The 23317-nt window shown below is 36.5% G+C and carries 8 protein-coding genes; 2 read left to right on the top strand and 6 right to left on the bottom strand.

Annotated elements, in window-relative coordinates:
- On the bottom strand, positions 1 to 4192 hold a 4192-nt coding region (locus P6733_RS12710), incomplete at its 3' end, for a CshA/CshB family fibrillar adhesin-related protein (RefSeq protein ID WP_306353277.1).
- Positions 4193 to 4568: 376 nt separating this feature from the next.
- On the opposite strand from P6733_RS12710, the gene P6733_RS12705 reads away from it, so the two are divergent.
- Positions 4569 to 6158: a peptide chain release factor 3 gene (locus P6733_RS12705; protein ID WP_306353276.1), complete on the top strand. Its 1590-nt coding sequence runs from the start codon at positions 4569 to 4571 to the stop codon at positions 6156 to 6158.
- Between the two features lie 274 nt (positions 6159 to 6432).
- On the opposite strand, the gene P6733_RS12700 is transcribed toward P6733_RS12705, so the two are convergent.
- The gene (locus P6733_RS12700; RefSeq protein WP_306353275.1) at positions 6433 to 6828 is read right to left on the bottom strand and encodes a hypothetical protein; all 396 of its coding nucleotides are present in this window, start codon (positions 6826 to 6828) and stop codon (positions 6433 to 6435) included.
- A 322-nt stretch (positions 6829 to 7150) separates the two neighbouring features.
- Between P6733_RS12700 and P6733_RS12695 the strand changes: the two genes are divergently transcribed.
- Positions 7151 to 7609, top strand: a complete 459-nt coding sequence (locus P6733_RS12695) for a hypothetical protein (protein ID WP_306353274.1) — start codon at positions 7151 to 7153, stop codon at positions 7607 to 7609.
- Between the two features lie 91 nt (positions 7610 to 7700).
- On the opposite strand, the gene P6733_RS12690 is transcribed toward P6733_RS12695, so the two are convergent.
- The 4 genes from P6733_RS12690 to P6733_RS12675 form a co-directional block, all read right to left on the bottom strand.
- Positions 7701 to 17006, bottom strand: a complete 9306-nt coding sequence (locus P6733_RS12690) for a hypothetical protein (RefSeq protein ID WP_306353273.1) — start codon at positions 17004 to 17006, stop codon at positions 7701 to 7703.
- 298 nt (positions 17007 to 17304) lie between these two features.
- Positions 17305 to 18708 carry a T9SS type B sorting domain-containing protein gene (locus P6733_RS12685; RefSeq protein ID WP_306353272.1) on the bottom strand — a complete coding sequence of 468 codons (1404 nt, stop codon included), beginning with the start codon at positions 18706 to 18708 and terminating at the stop codon, positions 17305 to 17307.
- Between the two features lie 65 nt (positions 18709 to 18773).
- The gene (locus P6733_RS12680; protein ID WP_306353271.1) at positions 18774 to 19682 is read right to left on the bottom strand and encodes a hypothetical protein; all 909 of its coding nucleotides are present in this window, start codon (positions 19680 to 19682) and stop codon (positions 18774 to 18776) included.
- A 51-nt stretch (positions 19683 to 19733) separates the two neighbouring features.
- Positions 19734 to 23243: a beta strand repeat-containing protein gene (locus tag P6733_RS12675; protein WP_306353270.1), complete on the bottom strand. Its 3510-nt coding sequence runs from the start codon at positions 23241 to 23243 to the stop codon at positions 19734 to 19736.
- Positions 23244 to 23317: the final 74 nt, after the last annotated feature.

The raw sequence follows: 23317 nt of genomic DNA, 5'->3' as shown, positions 1-23317 counted from the left end.
TTTTACTCTCACATCCGTTTGCGGTTTGAGAAGCGTAATACGTTGTTCCATCCACTAAAGCTACTGTTGACGCTAAAGCAGTTCCACCTGTGGCAGCAGAGTACCACTGAATAGTTGTTCCTGTTGCAGATAAATTTGCAATAGTAGCATTATCAATCTCACAGAATGTTTGTGTAGACTGTGTTGTTGTTGGTGCCGGTGTAACAGTAATTTTTGCAGTTACCGCTAAACGAGTTTTACTCTCACATCCGTTAGCGGTTTGAGAAGCGTAATACGTTGTTCCATCTACTAAAGCTACTGTTGCTGCTAAAGCAGTTCCACCTGTGGCAGCAGAGTACCACTGAATCGCAGTTCCTGTTGCAGATAAATTCGCTACTGTTGGGTTTACAATCTCACAGAATGTCTGTGTAGACTGTGTTGTCGTTGGTGCTGGTGTAACAGTAATTTTTGCTAGAACGGCTAAACGAGTTTTACTCTCACATCCGTTTGCAGTTTGAGAAGCGTAGTAGGTTGTTCCGTCTACTAAAGCTACTGTTACTGCTAAAGCTGTTCCACCTGTAGCAGCAGAGTACCACTGAATAGTTGTTCCTGTTGCTTGTAAGTTTGCTACTGTTGGATTTATAATCTCACAAAATGTTTGTGTAGACTGTGTTGTCGTTGGTGCTGGTGTAACAGTAATTTTGGCTAGAACGGCTAAACGAGTTTTACTCTCACATCCGTTTGCGGTTTGAGAAGCATAATACGTTGTTCCATCCACTAAAGCTACTGTTGACGCTAAAGCTGTTCCACCCGTTGCAGCAGAGTACCACTGAATAGTTGTTCCTGTTGCTTGTAAGTTCGCTACTGTTGGATTGGCGATCTCACAGAAAGTTTGTGTAGACTGTGTTGTCGTTGGTGCTGGTGTAACAGTAATTTTGGCTAGAACGGCTAAGCGAGTTTTGCTCTCACATCCGTTTGCGGTTTGAGAAGCGTAATACGTTGTTCCGTCTACTAAAGCTACTGTTACTGCTAAAGCTGTTCCACCTGTGGCAGCAGTATACCACTGAATAGTTGTTCCTGTTGCTTGTAAGTTCGCTACTGTTGGGTTTGCAATCTCACAAAATGTTTGTGTAGACTGTGTTGTCGTTGGTGCTGGTGTTTTAGTAATTTTTACTACAACCGCTAAACGAGTTACACTCTCACATCCGTTAGCGGTTTGAGAAGCGTAGTAGGTTGTTCCGTCTACTAAAGCTACTGTTGCTGCTAAAGCAGTTCCGCCTGTGGCAGCAGTATACCACTGAATAGTTGTTCCTGTTGCAGATAAGTTCGCTACTGTTGGGTTTACAATCTCACAGAATGTTTGTGTAGTTAACCCTGTAGGAGTAGCTACTCTAGGTTTTACTGTAACATCAAATGTAAAGCTTGTTCCAGTACATCCATTGGCTACTGGTGTTACAGTATAACGTACTACAGCATTAGCTGTTGTAGTATTTATTAAGGTTTGACTTATTGGTGCATCTACGGCTGTAGTCTGATTACTGAATCCTGTGGCTGTTCCTGATTGTAAAGCTGCTGTCCATGTATATTGTGTTCCAGTTACATTACTTATTGGAGTAACACTAAAACTAGAGTCTGAACAAATTGCAGCGGGTGCTGTTGCAGAAGCTACTGGTTTTGGGTTCACTATTGGTGTAACTGCAGATGTATTATTTTGAGATACTGGATCTGTTTCAAATCCACTTACTACTGCCGTATTTGTATAATTACCCGTCGCATTTACTGTCGCAGTAATTGTTAATGTGGCTGTAGTTCCATTATTTAATGTTCCTACTGTCCATAGTCCTGTCCCAGTACTATATGTTCCTACTGAAGGTGTAGCAGAAATTAAAGCATATCCTGATGGTAATGCATCTGTTACTTTTACTTGCGTTGCATCACTTGGTCCTGCATTATTTATAACTATTGTAAATTCTACTTGATTTCCAATACATACACTATTATTATTTGCTGTTTTCAACACGCCTAAATTAGCTTCTGTTGTAAATGGCAATCTTGCATGGCCTAATGCTGATACTGGACTTTCAATTCCTGCATTATCAATTGTAACAAAAGGAATATCCACAGTAACCGTCCCTCCTATTGGATCTACAGTAATTGTTTGTGTCGGATTTCCACTTGTATTTGCTGGGACAATTACTCCTCCTGCTGGAAAGTTTGTCGCTGTATAGGTTGTTCCATTAATTACAATTGTTGTTGCATTTGCTGGAAAAGCTGTAATTCTAATGCTTGTAACTGTTCCGTCAATATCAGATCCTTTAAATGTTCCTGCAGGCACTGTTACTTGTGTTGTCCCACTAGGATTAATTTGTGATGGTGTAGTAGTTGTTTCTGCTGCTGGTCTTTGTTCAATTCCGAAATTTCCTCCTGGTACTGCTACAGCATTACTAATTGTGATTGAACTTAATATTCCATTTGGAGTACCATCTCCAGTTGCTGTAGTTCCTTCGGCTGTATTTACCCAGTTTGGAGCCAAGCTAGCTGCTGGTGCATCGCTTCCTACAGTACCTGCTGCTGTTGATAAACGAAGTGTATAGGTTCCATTCGGGATGTTTGCAAAAGTATAAGTACCATTAGCTGCAACAGCTGTTGAAGCCACTACTTTTCCGCTAGCATCTACTACAATTACTTTTAAACCTCCAATATTGGTTCCTGTACCATTAATCTGATTATCTGTTGCTCCATTAATATCATGGAACACAGTACCTGTAATCATATCTGCTTTGTTTAAAGCAATCGTATAATCTTCGGTTTCACCGCTTGCCAATGCAACAAAACTTCTTTCATCGGCTGGTGTAGCTGTATTGTCTGTTAATATATTTGGATTTGATCCAGAAATACGGAATCGAGCAAATGATGGTCCTGCATTTTTAGCCAGTGAAGCAACATCCCAACTTAACGAAACATTTGTTGTTGTACTTACTGCAGTAAAGCTAGCTGTTTTATATTCTGTGGGTTCGAAAATCCCATTTCTATTCATATCAATCCAAGCCATTACATAGGCTGTTCCTGTATAATCTTTGAATGCGGGAACTGTAACGGTATAGGTTCCGTTTACTAAATTCAAATCGGGTGGTGAAGTAAGAAAAGCATCTTCATCATCTATTCCATTTTTATCATCATAATCGGCTAATAATCCTGGATTTGCTGGATAGGCTCCATCATTATCTCCTCCTTTTGCTCCTAGACGTGGACTCACTGGAATATCTAAAGTTCCTGAAGTAATAATTCTATTGGAAGCTCCTCCGTTTGGTGATCCTGTGCTTAAATAAAAATCTCCTGTAGCTGTTGGTGGATTATTTGTTCCTCCTACAATTGAAGGAGCAAAGAAATTACTCGCTGTACCGTATGAAACTGGTGCATCACCAAAATCTTGATTTACAATAATTCCTAAAGCAATTGCCGATTTACCACCTCCTTGTAAAACTACATCTGTTGTTAAAGGATTTCCTGCTGCAGTATTTTGCATTGTACTATACAACAAGGCAACGTTTGCTGGAGTAGATCCTGATCCTCCAGTTGACCCCATTTGCATGAATGCAGTCCTATTATTATTTGAAAAATTAATTTTTCTATATCCTGTACCATTGACTTTACTTTCCAGCATCTTCCATGGTGTACCATTCGTAGTACCTTGAGAATACTCACTATTAGCATCATCTTCTGCACTGGCAAAAACCAATCCTAAATCAAAGGGTTGCCCTGATAATGTGGCATAGGCTGTTACCTTAAATGTCGCTTGAATACTATTTGTTGCAGAGAAAGCATTAAACAAAGTATTACTTCCGTTTGCCCCTCCTATATTATACATTTCATCTAGTCCATCTCCACCCCAAGTACCTGGTTTATATCCTTCCAATCGATTACCACTAGCATTTGTACTGAATCCTACATTATTTATAAGAACTGTTACTGCAATACCATTGATTGTAAAATTTCTCGTAACTGAGCCATTTCTAGCTAGTGATATTCCCGAAAAATTTAACCAGTAAATTTCATTTTTGTAGGCTCCGTTTCCTCCTGTTGCTTGTACTGCATCTTGAGCAAATGTAGATTGAAAACTAAAAAGTGTAATGAGAACAAACAAAAATGACTTAGCAAATAATTGCCTGCTTCTTTTTTTCGTTTGTTTAGATGGCGTAAAGTTCAATTCCATAAATAAAGTATTAAAGGTCTTTAATTCTATCTGTGTAAATCTCAATTTTCACTTAAGTTAGTCTTCTGAAAAACAGATTCTTAAAATTAATTATTGAGTTTTATTGATTGTGAGAACATTAAAAAAAAACAGCATTTTTCTTACTGAAAAAACACTGTTTTCAACTGTAAAATATACAGTTTGACTGCAAAAATATGTTAATGGTTTCTATTTAATAAATGTTTCCAAGGCAGATTTTAACATATTCGACGAAGCGTTCAATATCATAGATGAATGACATTTTAAGATGCTTTTTATGCATTTTACTTAGACAAAAGCAGATAATGGATTTATAAAATAATAAATGTATTTTTGCAGTCGTTATAAAAAATATACCATGACATTTCTTGAAGAGATAAAAAGAAGAAGAACTTTTGGGATCATTTCCCACCCTGATGCGGGTAAGACTACTTTAACAGAAAAATTACTTTTATTTGGTGGTGCGATTCAGGAAGCTGGAGCAGTAAAGAATAATAAAATTAAAAAAGGAGCAACGAGTGACTTTATGGAGATTGAACGCCAGAGAGGAATTTCGGTAGCGACATCTGTACTTGCTTTTAATTATCAAGATAAAAAAATAAACATTCTCGATACTCCTGGTCATAAGGATTTTGCCGAAGATACTTTTAGAACTTTAACTGCTGTTGATAGTGTTATTGTTGTAATTGATGTTGCAAAAGGGGTTGAGGAACAAACAGAAAAATTAGTTGAAGTTTGTAGAATGCGTAATATTCCTATGATTGTTTTCATCAATAAACTGGATCGTGAGGGTAAAGATGCTTTCGATTTAATGGATGAAGTAGAACAAAAATTAGGCTTAACAGTTACTCCATTGAGTTTTCCTATTGGTATGGGATATGATTTCCAGGGTATTTATAATCTTTGGGAGCAAAACATCAATTTGTTTAGTGGAGATAGTCGTAAAAATATTGAGGAAACCATTGCTTTTTCGGATGTTCAGAATCCTGAATTAGAAAAGATAATTGGTCAAAAACCTGCTGATAGACTGCGTGAAGAATTAGAATTAATTAATGAGGTTTATCCTCCATTTGATCGTGATGCGTATTTGGATGGAAAATTACAGCCTGTATTTTTTGGTTCGGCATTGAATAACTTTGGTGTTCGAGAACTGTTGGATTGTTTTGTTCAAATCGCTCCTTCTCCTCGACCTAAAGAATCTGAAACGAGATTAGTTGATCCGAAAGAAGAAAAAATGTCTGGTTTTGTATTTAAGATTCATGCGAATATGGATCCAAAACATCGTGATCGTCTTGCTTTTATTAAGATTGTATCGGGTACTTTTGAACGTAATAAACCGTACATGCATGTACGCTTGAATAAAAATTTGAAATTCTCTTCTCCAAATGCATTTTTTGCAGAGAAAAAAGAGATTGTTGATATTTCTTACCCGGGTGATATTGTAGGTTTGCATGATACTGGAAACTTCAAGATTGGGGATACGCTGACCGAAGGTGAGATTATGAGTTTCAAAGGGATTCCTAGTTTCTCTCCAGAGCATTTTAGATATATCAATAATGCTGATCCAATGAAGGCTAAACAATTGGACAAGGGTATTGACCAATTGATGGATGAAGGTGTGGCGCAGTTGTTTACACTGGAAATGAATAATCGTAAGGTAATTGGTACTGTTGGTGCTTTACAATATGAGGTTATCCAATATCGTTTGGAACATGAGTATGGTGCAAAATGTTCGTATGAGAACTTCCCTGTTCATAAGGCTTGCTGGGTAAAACCTAATGATGCTAAGAGTCCAGAGTTTGCCGAATTTAAGCGTATTAAACAAAAGTTTTTAGCAAAAGATAAATACAATCAATTGGTATTCTTGGCTGATTCTGATTTTACAATTCAGATGACACAGTCTAAATATCCGAATGTAAAATTATTCTTCACATCGGAATTTGAATAATCCTTATTGTCATTAAATCATATTGAAACCTGCTCTGTCCTGATATTGGAAGAGCAGGTTTTTTTATGGGAGCTATTTCCCGCCTTTGCCTTTATCTCTCCACGTTGTTACGAGGATATCGGCGCTGTCGGGGCTAGGGTTTTGCGTGAGGGATTGTAGTGTAAAGCCCGCAAAGGTAACGGAGTGAACTGCGGACTTGCAACGGAAAGCCCGACCCGAAGGGTCACGCCCAAGTATAAAAAAACCTCATCGTAATGATTGAGATTTTTGGGTATTATTTGACTTGTCGTCTTTTTCTCTTTATTTTTTTTATGGATACAAAATGGGCTTTTTTGCTCCTATCATAGTAACGTCCCATGAGGCGATCGAGAAATTCCATTTCGGTTTCGGGCAATAGTTTTTCGGCCAATTGCAAGACATTGATTACATCTATCATTCGATCCTGCAGGGTGGCATTGTCCAATGGAATGTCTAGTTGTAAATTGTTTTTACTGACGTTGATTAGTCCGCGTAGGGTGGTTAGGATTTCCGAATGATTGTCGAACGGAATTACAACCGATTGGGTTTTGCTATTGGTCTGGTAAGTGCTTGTAAATTTTGAAATGTTTTTCAACGTCGTTACATCAATCGAAGTATCCTTCTCTTGGTGTGTTTGTTTTTTTGAATGCATAATAATCCTCCTAAAAAGTTACAAATTGAAACAATAACTATTTCTTTCACGATATAGTAAAATTTAATAGTTTTCATATTACTTGTATTCAGGAAGGTCAAATATACCAAACTTACATTGGTAATCAAATTGCTATTGTGGTTTGTAATCTTGAAACATAAAAAACTATTCATGACAAAAGCATTGGCTTATTCTAGGTCAATAAAAATTACGGCAAAGCCGTAAATCACTGATTACAAACCAAATAAAGACTTCATAGGTTTTGGAAAAATAAAACAATTTCCTACATTACTTGGAATAATGAATTTTAAAAGTTAGTACCATGAAAAAAATTAAATTAATCGCGTTCTCTATTGCGTTAATCTCTCTTTTGAGTATTATCGTCATTTCTTGTGATTCTAACAATGGGGATAATGCAGTGAAGACAGACCAAAATTCGATGAGAGCTATTCTGGCAGAAGTATCAAAATTAGCCGAAACGAAGAAAAAACTTGTAACCTTTGATGTTCATATTGAAGATGGAAAATTTGTTATGACCAACTTGAAGGTTATGGAAAATGTAAAGTATATTAATGATTCTACCCCATTTAAGGATGGCAAAAATAATACATTACATCGCTCTCATTATATCATTACTTGTTCTAATGGTGGTCCTGCTGTTCAATGTGATAAAAAGGATACTACTTGTGTTCAAAATGCAATTGCAGCATGTTCTGATGCTGGAGGGTGTACGCAAATATGTAAAACTAGTATAATGTATATTCCAGAAAATATTAATTAGATAGATCGTATAATTTTAATAAACAGAAAAAGCGCCCTTGGGCACTTTTTCTGTTTTGGAAAGAATAATCTTTCTAAAAATTATTCACTTATTAATACACTGCTTTTCTCGTCACTACGATTTGTTCTCTCGTTGTGATTTTAACAATGATTACTTGACGTTCTGTTCTTAATTGATCTATAACGACAGTGTTGGCATTGATGTTTTCTTTTTGATAAATCAAACTTCCTTTAGTATCATATATTTTTACATTGGCCATTATTGCTGTTCCTGAATGGATATTCAAGAAGTCGTTTTGCTTGTAAATAATAATCTGATTTTTTACTGTCGATGGTTCTTCAATTCCTAATGTTTCATCGTATAGTATTTCAAAACGGTTTTCAAATGTTCCTTGCGCCGATGTAAATGTATAAGGTCCGGATTTGATATTGTGTACTACATTTGTCAATTTGTCATTGATATAAATCGTTTGACCTCCTGTAAACAATCCATCAAAACTATCTAATGTAATAGTATAGTTTCCTGCCGTTGCTGCTTTAAATCCTAATGGTACGATATCTGAATCTACAAATGGTAATGATCGTCCTTGGATAGTATAGGCAGCATTGTCTAGAATTGTGTATAATGTACTTCCTACACTTCCAAAAGTTTTTCCATCAATTCCATTGTCTACACCTTGTGTTGCTCCTGTCATATAGGATACTAACACTTGACTGAATGCTCCATCGGTATTGCTAAGATTCAACCAAATTCGGTTTCTTTCTACTACATCATCTGTTTGTAACAGACTGTTTTCTGTTCTGAAAAATTGGTTTTCAGTATTCGCAAGACGCATCGTATTTTCAAATACTGCTGTGGTATTATTTGCCATACTATTTACAAAGAATCCTTGTCCTGTTTGAATAATTCCATTTGGAATTTCACCGTCTGAACTTGTTTTTGTTCCTCCTGCTGTTGTATAGGTTGCATAGTTGCTCGCTGCTACTGTTGTAGGATTGTCATGTGTCCAGAAATATAGTGTTCCATCTGTTGTTGCTGTATTGGCAGTAATAAAATCCTGAGCACTAATTGGTGATGGATATGGATTTCCAATTAAATTAAATCCTTTTCCTTCCTCTCCTCCATGTACTAATTCTATCGCTTTTGTTCCATTGTTAGGAATACCTGTAAATGAACTTAAGTATGAAGCTGCTGCTGTAGACGACCAGTTGTCTGGTGTGAATATTGAATATCCTTTTCCTATTACAAAATCATTTGTAGTAGGCGTTGGTTGGTATTCTCCATTTGTTCCTAAAACTGGATTAAAGACTAAGAAATTCGTTGGTAAAGTTAGTGGTGAGAAGGTTAATAAATTCTGACCTGTTACTGGTGATGACCAAGTTGTGTAATCTGAATGTATCATTGGACTACTATTTCTCTTAATCGTAATATTTCCAGTATTTACAGCTCCTTCTACTTGTAATAAACTTCCGTTGTTCTCTACCATTACTGATCCTCCATTGACATGGATTCCTTGTTGTAATGTTATTGATGTACCACTTGCAATGGTTAACACTCCAGAATTAATTGTTAAATTTTGTGCTACAATTGTTCCTGTAGTTGTATTATAATCTCCTGCAATAATTGCATCTAGTGTCGCATCTGGTCCTACTACGTTAGACCATGCTGTTCCATTCCATGTAGGAGTTACAATTGCTGTTGTTACTTCAATCGTATTTGAATTTCCTGTTGTGAATGTTCCATTTTCTGCACGAACTCTATAGTAGTATGTTGTATTTTCTGTCAGTCCAGTTACTACTTGTGATGTACTTGCTACAGCCAAGTTCTCATATCCTGTAACGTACGATGGAATTAACGATGATATTGTTGTAAAACTTAAATTATCAATCGCTGGTCTTGCTCCTGTATTGTTATCGATTCGGATTTTGAAATCTCCTGTGATTCCTACAATTGCTTCACTATCATACGTACTCATTGTAGTAGTATATGGAACTGTCCCAATAATTGTTTCGGTAGTAAAATCTGCTCCCGTTAATGCTTTCACTGTCAGTATACCATTTGTTCCTGAGAAGAATTGTTGAACTTGGAAACTAATGTGTGATAATCCTCCTGAAACAACATCGGAAACTAGATAGGCTCCTGCTGCGTTTTGCAATGTAATTGCTGGATTTGCTGCTGTAATAACTTGGTCGGCTCTAGATTTAAAAGCGCTCCATCCTATGCCTCCATCTCCTGTCCATGTACGTGTATTGTAACTTGTAGGTGCTGTAGTTGGTACTGCACTAAAGGTTTCAACAGTTGTTGTTCCCGTAGTTGTTGTTCCAAACAATGGTGATTGACTTACATCTAATCTGTATCCTGTTGCCCCAACTACTGCATTCCAATTTGCTACGAAACTTATTCCATCAATACTTGTTGCTGCAGTAGCAATTGGTGTATCAATATTTAATGTTGTGAACGTTTTTTGTTCTCCATAGAATGTTCCACTTCCATTAATTACATATCCTTTATAGTAATAGGTTGTATTGGCTAGTAATGTTGTAGCATTTCCAGTGAAATTTGATCCTGTTAATGTTCCCAAAACATTTGTTCCAGTTCCATTTACAAAACCATCTATAGTACTGTATTCAAATCCTGATTGTGTAATTGCTGAACATCCAATATTTGAAACCTCAGCATTTAATGTCGCTGAATTATTTGTTATTGCCACAGCATTTTCATTTACAACGGTTGCTGGTGTATTTACACCTGTTCCTGTTGTTGATACTGTAATAGGAGTTGTTACTCCTGCTCCACTAATTGAAATATCTCCTGTATAGGCTTGTGCTAATGTTGGGTTGAATTTTACAAAAACTTCTTTCGTATAACTTCCTCCTGCTTGTGTCAACACTAATGCTGGAGCATAGATTCCTGTAGCTGTTTCACTGTAAGTATATCCTGCTAATGGTGCTATTGTAATGTCTCCTGCTATTAAAAATTCTCCTGTTACGGTAAACGATTTAGCTTCTGATATTGTGTTGATACAAACATCTCCAAATCCTGTTAGGGCAGTAGCTGTAAATGCTGGGACCGTACTTGGTGCTGTCGTAACTTGAATTACATTTGAATTTGCAGAAGTACTTGTAGCATTGGTGGCACGAACTCTATAGTAATAGGTTGTGTTTCCTGTTAATCCTGTTACTTCTTGTGATGTTCCTGTTACCGCTAAACTTTCATATCCAGTAACATACGATGGGATTATTGATGCTGTTGTTGTAAAGCTTAAATTATCAATTGCTGGTCTCGCACCAGTATTATTCTCAATTTTAATTTTATAACTCCCCGTGATTCCTGTAATTGCACCACTATCATACGTACTTAATGTAGTTGTATAAGGAACGGTTCCAATAATTGTTTCGGTTGTAAAACTAGCTCCACTTAATACTTTCACTGTTAGTATTCCATTTGTTCCTGCAAAAAATTGTTGTACTTGGAAATTTATATGTGATAGTCCACCAGATACAACATCTGACACAAGATAAGCTCCCGTTGCATTTTGTAGAGTAATCGCTGGATTTCCTGCTGTAATAACTTGGTCACTTCTAGATTTAAAGGCGCTCCATCCTATTCCACCATCTCCTGTCCATGTACGTGTATTATAACTTGTTCCTAATGTAGTTGGTACTGCTGTAAATGTTTCAACTGTAGTTACTCCTGCAGTCGTTATTCCAAATGTTGCTGACTCACTAACATCTAATTGATATCCTGTAGCTTCTGTCACAGCATTCCAATGGGCTGTAAAACTTGTTGATGTTATTCCTGTACCATCTGTAGCTACAGGTGCAGTAATGTTTAATGTCGTAAAACTTTTTTGTTCTCCATAGAATGTTCCACTTGCATTAATTACGTATCCTTTATAGTAATAGGTTGTATTAGCTAGTAATGTTGTCGCATTTCCTGTAAGGTTTGATGCCGTTAGTGTTCCAATACTATTTGTTCCTGTTCCGTTTACAAAACCATCTGTAGTACTGTATTCGAATCCTGATTGTGTAATCGCTGAACATCCAATATTTGAAACTTCAGCATTTAATGTCGCTGAATTGCTTGTTATTGCTGTACTGTTTTCGTTCACAACAGTAGCCGGAGTATTTACGCCAGTTCCTTTTGCTGCAACTAAAATTGCTGTAGTAACTCCTGCTCCACTAATCGAAATATCTCCTGTATAGGCTTGTACTAGTGTCGGGTTGAATTTTACAAAAATTTCTTTTGTATAACTTCCTCCTGTTTGTGTTAGTACTAAAGTTTCAGTATAGGTTCCATCTACAGTTTCACTATACGTAAACCCTGCTAATGGTGCAATTGTAATATCTCCTACTGTTAAAAACTCTCCTGTTAACGTAAATATTTTTGTTTCTGATGCTGTATTAATACACACATTTCCAAACTCTGCTAATGTTGTAGCTGTTAATGTTGGTATTGTGCTAACTGCAGTAGTGACCTGAATCACATTTGAATTTGCAGATGTACTTGTGGCATTAGTAGCACGAACTCTGTAATAGTATGTTGTGCTTCCCGTTAATCCTGTTACTTCTTGTGAAGTTCCTGTTACCGCTAAATTTTCATATCCTGCAACATATGATGGAGTGATTGTTGATCCTGCTGTGAAGCTTAAATTATCAATCGATACTCTTCCTCCTCCATTGTTTTCAATACGTATTTTATAATCTCCTGTTATTCCTGAAACGGAAGCATTATTATATGAACTGGTTGTTGTTGTATAGGATATTGTTCCTAATGTAGTTACTGTTGCAAAATTTAATCCGCTTAGAACCTTTACTGTTAAAACACCTGAGTCACTAAATGCTCCTTTTGCATCAAAACTTAATTTAACCAATCCTCCAGGAATCACATCTGATCCTAAATAGGCTGTCGCATTATTTTGTAATGTAATTGCCTTTCCTGTTATTGTTTGATCTGTTCTAGCTTTTTCGGCTTTCCATTTTATATTCCCATCTCCTGTCCAATCACGTGTTTGGTAATCACTTGCAACTGTACCCATATTATTGAAGGTTTCTACTGTTGCAACTCCTTCCGATGATGTTCCAAATAATGGATGTAAACTCACATCTAATTTATAAGCTGTGGCATCTGTAACTGCATTCCAATTTGCGATGAAACTTACATCTGTAATTGTAGTAGCATCAATAGCAATAGGTGCATCAATATTTAATGTGGTAAAACTTTTTTGTTCTCCATATACTGTTCCTGTTGCATCTGTAGCAAATGCTTTGTAATAATAGGTTGTATTTGCTAATAATCCTGTCACATTTGTTGTAAATGTATTTGCTGTTGCATTTCCTTGAACTGTTGTTCCTGTTCCATTAGCAAATCCATCTGTTGTACTATACTCAAACCCTCGTTGTGTAATTACCGAGCATCCTGTTGTAGAAACTTCTCCATTCAATGTTACTGAATTACGAGTTACTGCTGTACTGTTTTCATTTACTATACTTACTGGTATATTTACTCCAGTTCCTTTTGCTACTACCAAAATTGCTGTAGTAACGCCTGCTCCACTAATTGAAATATCCCCTGTATATAATTGAGCTAAAGTTGGATTGAATTTTACAAAAATTTCTTTTGTATAACTTCCTCCTGTTTGTGTTAATACTAAAGTCTCAGCATAGGTACCATCTACAGTTTCACTATACGTAAACCCTGCTAATGGCGCAATTGTAATATCTCCTGTAGTTAAAAACTCTCCTGTTAATGTAAATATTTTTGTTTCGGACACTGTATTAATGCATACATTTCCAAACTCTGCTAGAACAGTTGCCGTTAAAGCTGGTACTGTACTAACTGCAGTAGTAACTTGAATAATATTTGAGTTTACTGAAGTACTTGTTGCATTTGTTGCACGTACTCTATAATAGTATGCTGTACTTCCTGTTAATCCTGTTACCTCTTGTGAAGTTCCTGCAACAGCCAAATTTTCATATCCTGCAACAAACGATGGAGTGAGTGATTCTCCTGCTGTAAAGCTTAAATTATCAATTCCTGGTCTAGCTCCTGTATTATTGTCAATTCGGATTTTGAAGTCTCCTGTTATTCCTGTAATTGTTCCACTATCGTACGTGCTCATTGTTGTAGTATACGGTAAGGTTCCAATAATTGTTTCTGTTGTAAAATCTGCTCCAGTTAATACCTTCACCGTTAGTATTCCATTTGATCCTGCAAAGAATTGTTGCGCTTGGAAACTTATATGTGTAATTCCTCCTGAAATAACGTTCGAAATTAAATAGGCTCCAGCTGCATCTTGCAAAGTAATTGCTTTGTTCCCTGCTGTAATAACTTGATCGCTTCTTGACTTGAATGCACTCCATTCTATTCCACCATCTCCGGTCCATGTACGTGTATTATAACTTGTACCAAGTGCAGTAGGTACTGCTGTGAACGTTTCAATTGTAGTTGCTCCTGCTGTTGATGTTCCAAACAATGGCAATTCACTCACATCTAATCGATATCCTGTAGCTTCAGCTACTGCATTCCAATTGGCTGTAAAACTTGTTGCCGTTATTTCTGTACCATCTGTAGCTACTGGTGCAGTAATATTTAATGTTTTAAATGTTTTCTGTACCCCATAATAGGTTCCATTAGCATTTGTAACATATGCTTTATAGTAATAAATAGTATTTGCTAGTAATCCAATACTATTTCCCGTAAAATTAGATCCTGTGATTGTTCCCAAAACATTTGTTCCTGCTCCATTTACAAAGCCATCAATCAAACTGTATTCAAATCCTGCTTGAGTTATTGTTGAACATCCAATTCCTGATATTTCTCCATTTAATATTGCCGAATTACTTGTTATTGAAGTACTATTTTCATTTGTAATTGTAGCTGGAGTATTTATTCCTGCTCCTTTTGCCGAAACAATTATAGCCGCAGTAATTCCACCACCAGTAATTGAGATATCTCCGATATAGGATTGAACTGCTATTGGATTGAATTTTACAAAAATTTCTTTCGTATAACTTCCTCCTGCTTGATTTAATACTAATGTCTCTACATAGGTTCCATCTACAGATTCGCTATAAGTAAATCCTGCTAATGGCGCAATTGTAATATTCTCATTTGTCAGATTTTCACCTGTTAGGGTAAATGATTTGCTTGTTGAAATTGTATTAACACAAATATCTCCAAAATCAGCCAAAGTATTTACTGTCAAGGACGGTAATACATTTACAGCTGTTGTTACTTGAATAGTATTTGAGTTTACAGATGTACTTGTTGGACTTGTAGCACGAACTCTGTAATAATAGATAGTACTTCCTGTTAAACCTGTCACTTCATGCGAAGCTCCAGTAACTGCTAGATTATCATATCCCGAAAGAAAGGAAGGAATATGTACTGCTGCAGAAGTAAAACTCAAGTTGTCAATAACGGCAACTCCTCCTGCATTGTTCTCTATTTGTATTTTATAATCTCCCGTAATTCCATTAATCACTCCACTATCAAATGTACTGGCAGTACCAGCATATGAAATTGTACCAACATTTAAAACCGTAGTAAATCCTGCTCCGCTCAAAACTTTAACCGTTAAAACACCACTACTGCTGAAAGCTCGTTTTGCCTCAAACTTAATATTTGTTACTCCACCCGAAATTACATCTGAAACTAAATTTGCTCCTGATTCATCTTTCAAAGCGATTGCTTTTCCCGTTATAGTTTGATCTGTTCTCGCTTTTAGTGCAGTCCATCCAATGTTTCCTTCCCCAGACCAAGTACGTGTTGCATAGTTTGAAGCAGTATTTGGTATGTTATTAAATGCTTCTGTAATTGTTGTCCCTGGTGAACTTGTTCCAAAGGTTGCTGATTCGCTCACATCTAATCGATATCCTGTAGCACCTGCCACAGTATTCCAATTTGCTGTAAAGCTTGCTGCTGTTATATTTGTGCCTGCAGTAGCAACTGGTGCTGAAAGGTTTAATGTTATAAAACTTTTCTGTGTTCCATAAAATGTTCCATTACCGTTAATTACATAGGCTTTATAATAATAAGTCGTATTAGGTATCAAACTAATTGCATTTGCCGTAAAATTAGCTCCTGTTAGTGTTCCTGAAACTGTAGTTCCAGAACCATTAGCAAATCCATTAATAAGACTGTATTCAAATCCTGATTGTGTAATAGCTGAGCATCCTATATTTGAAATTTCTCCATTGAATGTAGCTGAATTACTTGTTATTGCTGTAGTATTTTCATTCGTAATTGTTGCTGGTGTATTAATTCCTGCTCCTTTTGCTGCAACTATTATTGGTGAACTTATTCCTCCTCCACTAATTGAGATATTTCCATTGTACGATTGAACTGCTACTGGATTGAATTTCACAAAAATTTCTTTGGAATAACTTCCTCCAGTTTGATTCAATACCAATGTTCCTGTATAAGTACCATTTACTGTTTCACTATAACTAAATCCTGATAGTGGTGCGATTGTAATATCTCCTGCTGTTAAAAATGTTCCTGTCAGCGTAAATGATTTACTTTCGGATATATTATTAATACATAAATTACCAAAATCGGCTAGTGGTGTTGCCGTTATAGTTGGGGATATGTTTGGATTGATTGTAAATGTTTGATCATTTGATGCTGTTGGATTTCCTGTATTAAATACAGATACCAAAGCAGTCCCAGCTGTTGTAATATCTGAAGCTAAAATTGCAGCTTTTAATTGACTTGCCGAAACAAATGTTGTAGCGCGATCTATTCCATTCCATCGTACTTTTGAAGTTCCACTTACAAAATTTGAACCGTTTACAGTAAGTTCAAATCCTGCAGATCCTGCAATTGCAGATGTTGGTGTTATCGAAGTTGTAGTCGGTACTAAAACTGGTGCTGATACATAAAAAACTTTTACATTATCTATAAAACCTCTTCTACTTAATTCTATCTTTACTTTAGCATTCGCTGTTCCTCCAGAAAAGTTCACCGTTTTATTCTCAAAAGCTTCACTCATTTTTGCTACATAAGTGATTGTTTGTGTTCCTGAAATTCCTGTCACCGTAATCTTTACGTCTCCAGCGACTGTTGTCCATCCTTTTACGTCAAAGCTTATAGAAAAATTTCCTCCATTTACACTTAGATCTAATGCCTTGCTTTCTAAAGAACCTAAACTACTTCCAGATCCTACTCTAATGGCATCTCCAGCTTGGTAAACACTAGATAATGATGATTCTGGAAAGTTCGCATTTCCAGTCCATGCTGTGCTAGAACCAGATGTACTGGTATTATTTCCCGCTATACCTGTAAAATCTTCACTTAGAATTGTAACGGTTTGTCCCCAAAGTGTGGGGGCTCCAATTAAGAGCACGAATAAAATGAGCGTTTTAAAAAACACTTTGGGTAAAGTTGTTGCCATAATTTTTTTTTTGAGTGTAACATATCAAAGTTAAAGAGATTTACTATTCAAAAAAATTAATTACATTATGATTATATTAACACTTCCTTTGATTTCCTCTATCACTTTAAGATATACATTGCCATGTACCATATTTACTTGCATCATACTATATATTGTAAATTTATTATACATCCCTGAAAAAACGGCAAATTTTGAATTTCAGAAATCAAATACAGTCGAAAAAAAGAAAAGCATACTCTTTTTCGTATTAAAAGAGTATGCTTTATTATTTAAAAAATTAATTTGTTACAATAATTTAACGTGCAATGTATAGCCAACCTACTTTTTCCTTACTTCCATCACCTAAATCTAGAACATAATAATAAGTTCCTTCGGGTAATTTCCCATTGGATCCTCCTACAACTTGGACCGAAGATGTTCCTCTCCATGTATTATCATATTGTCGTTTTTCATATACTAAAAGCCCTAGACGATTAAAAACCTGAAGTCTGTTGTTTGGATAGTTTTGGATGCAATCTATCATAAAGGTTTCATTAATACCATCTCCATTAGGCGAGAACTCGTTGTAAATTGTCAAACATAATGGTTGCACGGACGCTTCAGCACTGTTATTTGTTGGATTTGTATCGGGTGGATTAGATCCTGTGATTGTTGCTACATTCACATAATTTCCATCTGCTAAAACTTTCGCTTTAATTTTCAGTTCCGCATGGCCTAATCCTGCTAATACTGGTATATTCCATACTCCTGCAATTGCATTGTAATATCCTGAATTTGTAAAATGTGATAGATAATTATATCCTGATGGCATACTTTCATTTATCTCAATACCTGTTACTGCAATTATTGTTTGATTGGTAACTCTAATCGTAAAGAAAACTGCTGCACCTGTAATAGGATTATTTATATCTACTTCTTTTGTTATAGACAAGTCAGTACATTGATTGAGGAATACTTTTACAGCCAATCGATTTATACTTTCACATAATAGATTTGATACAGATTGTGAAGCATAATAGGTTGTTCCATCTGTTAAGGCTTGTGTAGATGAAATTAAATTTCCTCCTGTTGGGCTATCATACCATTTAATATTGGTTCCAATGACTACAATATTAGCAATAGTTGGATTGTTTGTCCAACAAAAATATTGTTCTGAACTTGGTGTTCCAGGTGGATTAGCTGATATAAGAGTTACATGCACTACCAAACGGGTAGTACTTTCAACACCGTTAATTGTTTGTGTAGCATAATATGTACCTGTCGTTAAAACTGTTGTACTACTTAATGGTGTTGTACTTGTTAATGAAGAATACCATAAAATATTTTGTCCTGTTACAATAAGGTTTGCAACGGTAGGAACAAGATCACTACAAAAACTTTGTGCTAATTGTCCTGATGGTGAGGATGGGGCTGTATTAAAGTGAATTTCAATCGTATTTGATACGGATGATGTACATCCTACATCATTATAAGACACAACTGTATAATTCCCTTGTTGGGTTGCTGTATATTGTGGTTGTTGAGCACCGGGTATAATTTGCCCATTATAGTACCATTGGTAACTTGTGGCGCCCGTAGAAGTTGCACTTAAGTGTACTGAACTACCCGGAGAAACCCAAATTACAGTTGGATTTTGCGCTAAAATAAATTGCCAACAACCTAGAAAAAAAATAATAAAAGCAAGCCTTTTTATTTTCATTAGAATGAATTATAAATACCTGCTAAAGAGACTTTAGCAGGTAATTAAAATAACTTTATTTCGGTTTAGTCTGTTACTCCAGTAATAGTAATTGTTGGTGCGCCTGGTGCTGGAGAAACTACAACAGTTACCGCAGTAGCTCCGTTCATTACTTGACCTTTGTAAGTAACATAAGTTCTTGCTCCTTTATCTTTAATTGTATTAATATACTCTACTTCTACAAAAAATGTATAAGTTCCTGGATCTGTAAAAATTGGAGCAGTAGCTGTTAAAGATGTACCTAAATCAATTGGTGCAGCTGTATTACCATCTTTTATTGCATACCATTTGTATGTCAATGTAAAGTCACTTACCGCAGGATTTGCAAATCCTGAATTATACAATGGATGTGCTGCATCGTATACTATTGTAGGATTAAAAACTAAACCTGTACTGGCATCTGGAAGATTATTTGTACAATATGCAAATGAAGTTCCACTAGATACTGCAGCTGTAGTTGTTAATGGAGGTAATACGAAAAGAATAATATCTTCGTATGCAGACTGACAAGATACTCCTGTATTGGCTACATTTCCATATACTCTATATTTATGGTAACCTGGCTCAATTCCATCAGCAGCTGAACCAATAACAAGAGTTTGGGCACTTCCTAATACAGTACCTTCAACCTCATTCCCTCCTGACTTAGTAATTTCATGCCAAGAATAACTTGTAAATGTTTGTACTGGTGTACCACTATCTGTTAAACTTGCTGACAATGTAAATGTTGGTCCAGTAGTTGCTGGATTGTAAAAAAGTACTGCACCATCCACTACTGTAACAGTAGTTGCAGTTGAGACTTGTGTTCCAACTTGTAGATTTGTTGGTGTTGAAATTGGAGATTGAAATACAGGATTTTGAGCAAAAACATGCAAAGATCCTAATAGCAGGAATGCAACCATGCTATTTCTAAAAGTTGTAATTTTTGTTTTCATCGGTAGAGTTTTTAATATAATTAGTTATTTAAATTGGGGAATTCTATTTTATTAATCTGTTGCTGAATCAATACTCAAATCTGGATAACTTGGACTTGGGTAAAGCGTTAGTACAAAAGCATAGCTAATACTTTCACAAGTACTATTTTTCACACGAACTACACCATTGTATGTTCCTGCTGGTACTCCTGTAGGGATCACTAAATCGATTGTAGCACTTAATGTATTATTATTTATATTGACAAATCCTGCAGATATTGCAGCATTATTCCATTCTATACTGTATGTTATTGGATTACCTGTAGTAGAACTATAAGGTAAAGTAGCTATTGTCACTCCTTTACAAACTCTAGGGTTTGTTCCTAAAGTAATTGTCGGTAAAATATTTATACTGATTGTAGCACTACCACTCATTGTGGCAACACAACTCGTTACACTATTTGTGGCTACAACTGTATACGTACCCGCTGCTGTTTGCAATGGAAAAACTAAAGCACTCCCTGTTCCGGCTAATGCAGATCCTGTATTGACTCCTCCTAATTGTAATTGATAATTTATACCTGTCTGACTGCCGGATAAATTAATTGCCAATCCTGTTCCGCCTTGGCAGAAAGATCCACTACCACTGACTGTAAATAGTGTTGGTAACGGATTAATACTGATTGTAGCGCTACCACTCATTGTAGCAACACAACTCGTTGTAGCATTAGTGGCTACAACTGTATAAGCGCCCGCTGCTGTTTGTAATGGAAAAACTAAAGCACTCCCTGTTCCGGATAGTGCAGATCCTATATTGACTCCGCCTAATTGTAATTGATAATTTACACCCGTCTGACTACCTGATAAATTAATTGCTAATCCCGTTCCACCTTGACAGAAAGATCCACTACCACTTACTGTAAATAGTGTTGGTAACGGATTAATACTAATTGTAGCGTTACCACTCATTGTAGTAACACAGCTCGTTGTAGCATTAGTAGCAACAACAGTATAAGTGCCCGCTGCTGTTTGTAGCGGAAAAACTAAAGCACTTCCTGTTCCCGCTAGCGCAGATCCTGTATTAACTCCACCTAATTGTAATTGATAATTTACTCCTGTTTGACTGCCTGATAAATTAATTGCTAATCCCGTTCCACCTTGGCAGAATGATCCACTACCACTGACTGTAAATAGTGTTGGTAACGGATTAATACTAATTGTAGCGTTACCACTCATCGTAGCAACACAATTCGTTGTAGCATTAGTGGCTACAACTGTATAAGCGCCCGCTGCTGTTTGTAACGGAAAAACTAAAGCACTCCCTGTTCCAGCTAGTGCAGATCCTGTATTGACTCCGCCTAATTGTAATTGATAATTTATACCCGTTTGACTACCTGATAAATTAATTGCCAATCCTGTTCCGCCTTGGCAGAAAGATCCACTACCACTGACTGTAAATAGTGTTGGTAACGGATTAATACTAATTGTAGCGTTACCACTCATTGTGGCAACACAACTCGTTGTAGCATTAGTGGCTACAACTGTATACATACCCGCTGCTGTTTGCAATGGAAAAACTAAAGCACTCCCTGTTCCGGCTAGTGCAGATCCTGTATTGACTCCGCCTAATTGTAATTGATAATTTACTCCTGTTTGACTGCCAGATAGATTAATTGCCAATCCCGTTCCGCCTTGGCAGAATGATCCGCCACCACTTACTGTAAATAATGTAGGAGATGGGTTTATACTAATCGTTGCACTGCTACTCATAGTTACTGTACAAGTTGTACTACTATTGGTCGCTATAACAGTATAAGTACCTGCTGCTGTTTGTAATGGAAAAACCAAAGCGCTACCTGTCCCAGCCATTGGAGAACCTGTATTGACTCCTCCTAATTTTAATTGATAATTTATACCTGTCTGACTGCCAGATAAATTAATTGCTAATCCCGTTCCGCCTTGGCAGAATGATCCACCACCACTTACTGTAAATAATGTTGGTAACGGATTAATGCTAATTGTAGCGTTACCACTCATTGTAGCAACACAATTCGTTGTAGCATTAGTGGCTACAACTGTATAAGTGCCCGCTGCTGTTTGTAATGGAAAAACCAAAGCGCTACCTGTCCCAGCCATTGGAGAACCTGTATTGACTCCTCCTAATTTTAATTGATAATTTATACCTGTCTGACTGCCGGATAAATTAATTGCTAATCCCGTTCCGCCTTGACAGAAAGATCCGCCACCACTTACTGTAAATAATGTGGGAGATGGGTTTATACTAATCGTTGCACTGCTACTCATAGTTGCTGTACAAGTTGTACTACTATTGGTCGCTATAACAGTGTAAACGCCTGCGATAGTTTGTAAAGGAAATGCAAATGCACTTCCTGTTCCCGCCATTGGAGAACCCGTATTGACTCCACCTAATTGTAACTGATAATTTACACCCGTTTGACTACCGGATAGATTAATTGCTAATCCAGTTCCACCTTGGCAGAATGATCCAGTTCCACTGACTGTAAATAGTGTTGGTAACGGATTAATACTAATTGGTGTACTACCACTCATCGTCGCAACACAGTTTGTTGTAGTATTTGTTGCTACAACGGTATAGGTACCAATAGCTGTTTGTAATGGAAAAACCAAAGCGCTACCTGTTCCGGCTATTGGGGAACCTGTATTTACTCCTCCTAATTGTAATTGATAATTCACCCCGGTCTCACTGCCTGACAAATTAATTGGCAAACCTGTTCCACCTTGACAATATGATCCAAAACCACTCACAATAAATGCTATAGGTAACGGATTGACCGTAACTGTAACCGCTACTCTACCGCATGTGGAATCAATTCCAGAATATGCAGCATAAAATGTTTTAGTACTTGCTAGATTACCTGTATTAAAATTACTGCCTGAGCCTAGTAAATTTCCTCCAGTGGATGCGTCATACCAATTATATGTTCCACATGTTGCAGGATTCGTTACGCTTAATGTTGTTCCAGTATTTGCACAAATTGCAGCTGGTGTAGGAATTGTTATTGTTGGACATTCATAATAGGCATGATATACTTTTAGATTAGCTCCAGACAATAACCCTAATAATCCGGCTGTATTGATTGAAAGACGAATTGAGTTAAAACATGCTGTAGGTGTAATTTTTACATAGGAAGCCCCCGAAATTGTTAGAACTTGAACGTCTGTATTTGCAAGAGTTACTAATGTACCTGAAGAAGAATCTGTAAGACTATTTCCTGAAGCTGCGTCTTTATAAGCTGCAACAAATCCATTACTGGCTAGTAATAATCCTAATAATCCTGTATTGGTTGTATTATCTAAACGAACATAAATCGATGTACCCGCTGGTAAATTTTGTGTGCCATTAATAAACTTCAACTGAAGATTTGCAGAAGCACTTCCAGCAAGGCTTCCAATATTTAATTCTGCAAAATTTGCAGATAAATTAGCTCCAATCGCATTGCCTGGATTAGTAACACTTCCAACTGCTAATAATACGGTTGTTGAAGTAGCTCCATAATTTGTTGCATAAACTTTGGTTTGCCCATAAACATTAATGTTCATATACAGGAAAATCAGTAAAGCAATACTTAACTGATATAAACATTTTTTATAGGGGCTACAAGAACTCATGCAGG

Origin of the sequence: Flavobacterium aerium (genome assembly GCF_030766725.1) — a bacterium.
GTDB classification, from domain to species: Bacteria; Bacteroidota; Bacteroidia; order Flavobacteriales; family Flavobacteriaceae; genus Flavobacterium; species Flavobacterium aerium.
This window is presented reverse-complemented; position numbering and strand designations above follow the sequence as displayed.

What these genes read in the sequence shown, in the direction of transcription:
- P6733_RS12700 (WP_306353275.1), bottom strand. Translation starts at nt 6,828, where the DNA reads ATGCATTCAAAAAAACAAACACACCAAGAGAAGGATACTTCGATTGAT.
- P6733_RS12705 (WP_306353276.1), top strand. Translation starts at nt 4,569, where the DNA reads ATGACATTTCTTGAAGAGATAAAAAGAAGAAGAACTTTTGGGATCATT.
- P6733_RS12680 (WP_306353271.1), bottom strand. Translation starts at nt 19,682, where the DNA reads ATGAAAACAAAAATTACAACTTTTAGAAATAGCATGGTTGCATTCCTG.
- P6733_RS12695 (WP_306353274.1), top strand. Translation starts at nt 7,151, where the DNA reads ATGAAAAAAATTAAATTAATCGCGTTCTCTATTGCGTTAATCTCTCTT.
- P6733_RS12685 (WP_306353272.1), bottom strand. Translation starts at nt 18,708, where the DNA reads ATGAAAATAAAAAGGCTTGCTTTTATTATTTTTTTTCTAGGTTGTTGG.
- P6733_RS12690 (WP_306353273.1), bottom strand. Translation starts at nt 17,006, where the DNA reads ATGGCAACAACTTTACCCAAAGTGTTTTTTAAAACGCTCATTTTATTC.
- P6733_RS12675 (WP_306353270.1), bottom strand. Translation starts at nt 23,243, where the DNA reads ATGAACATTAATGTTTATGGGCAAACCAAAGTTTATGCAACAAATTAT.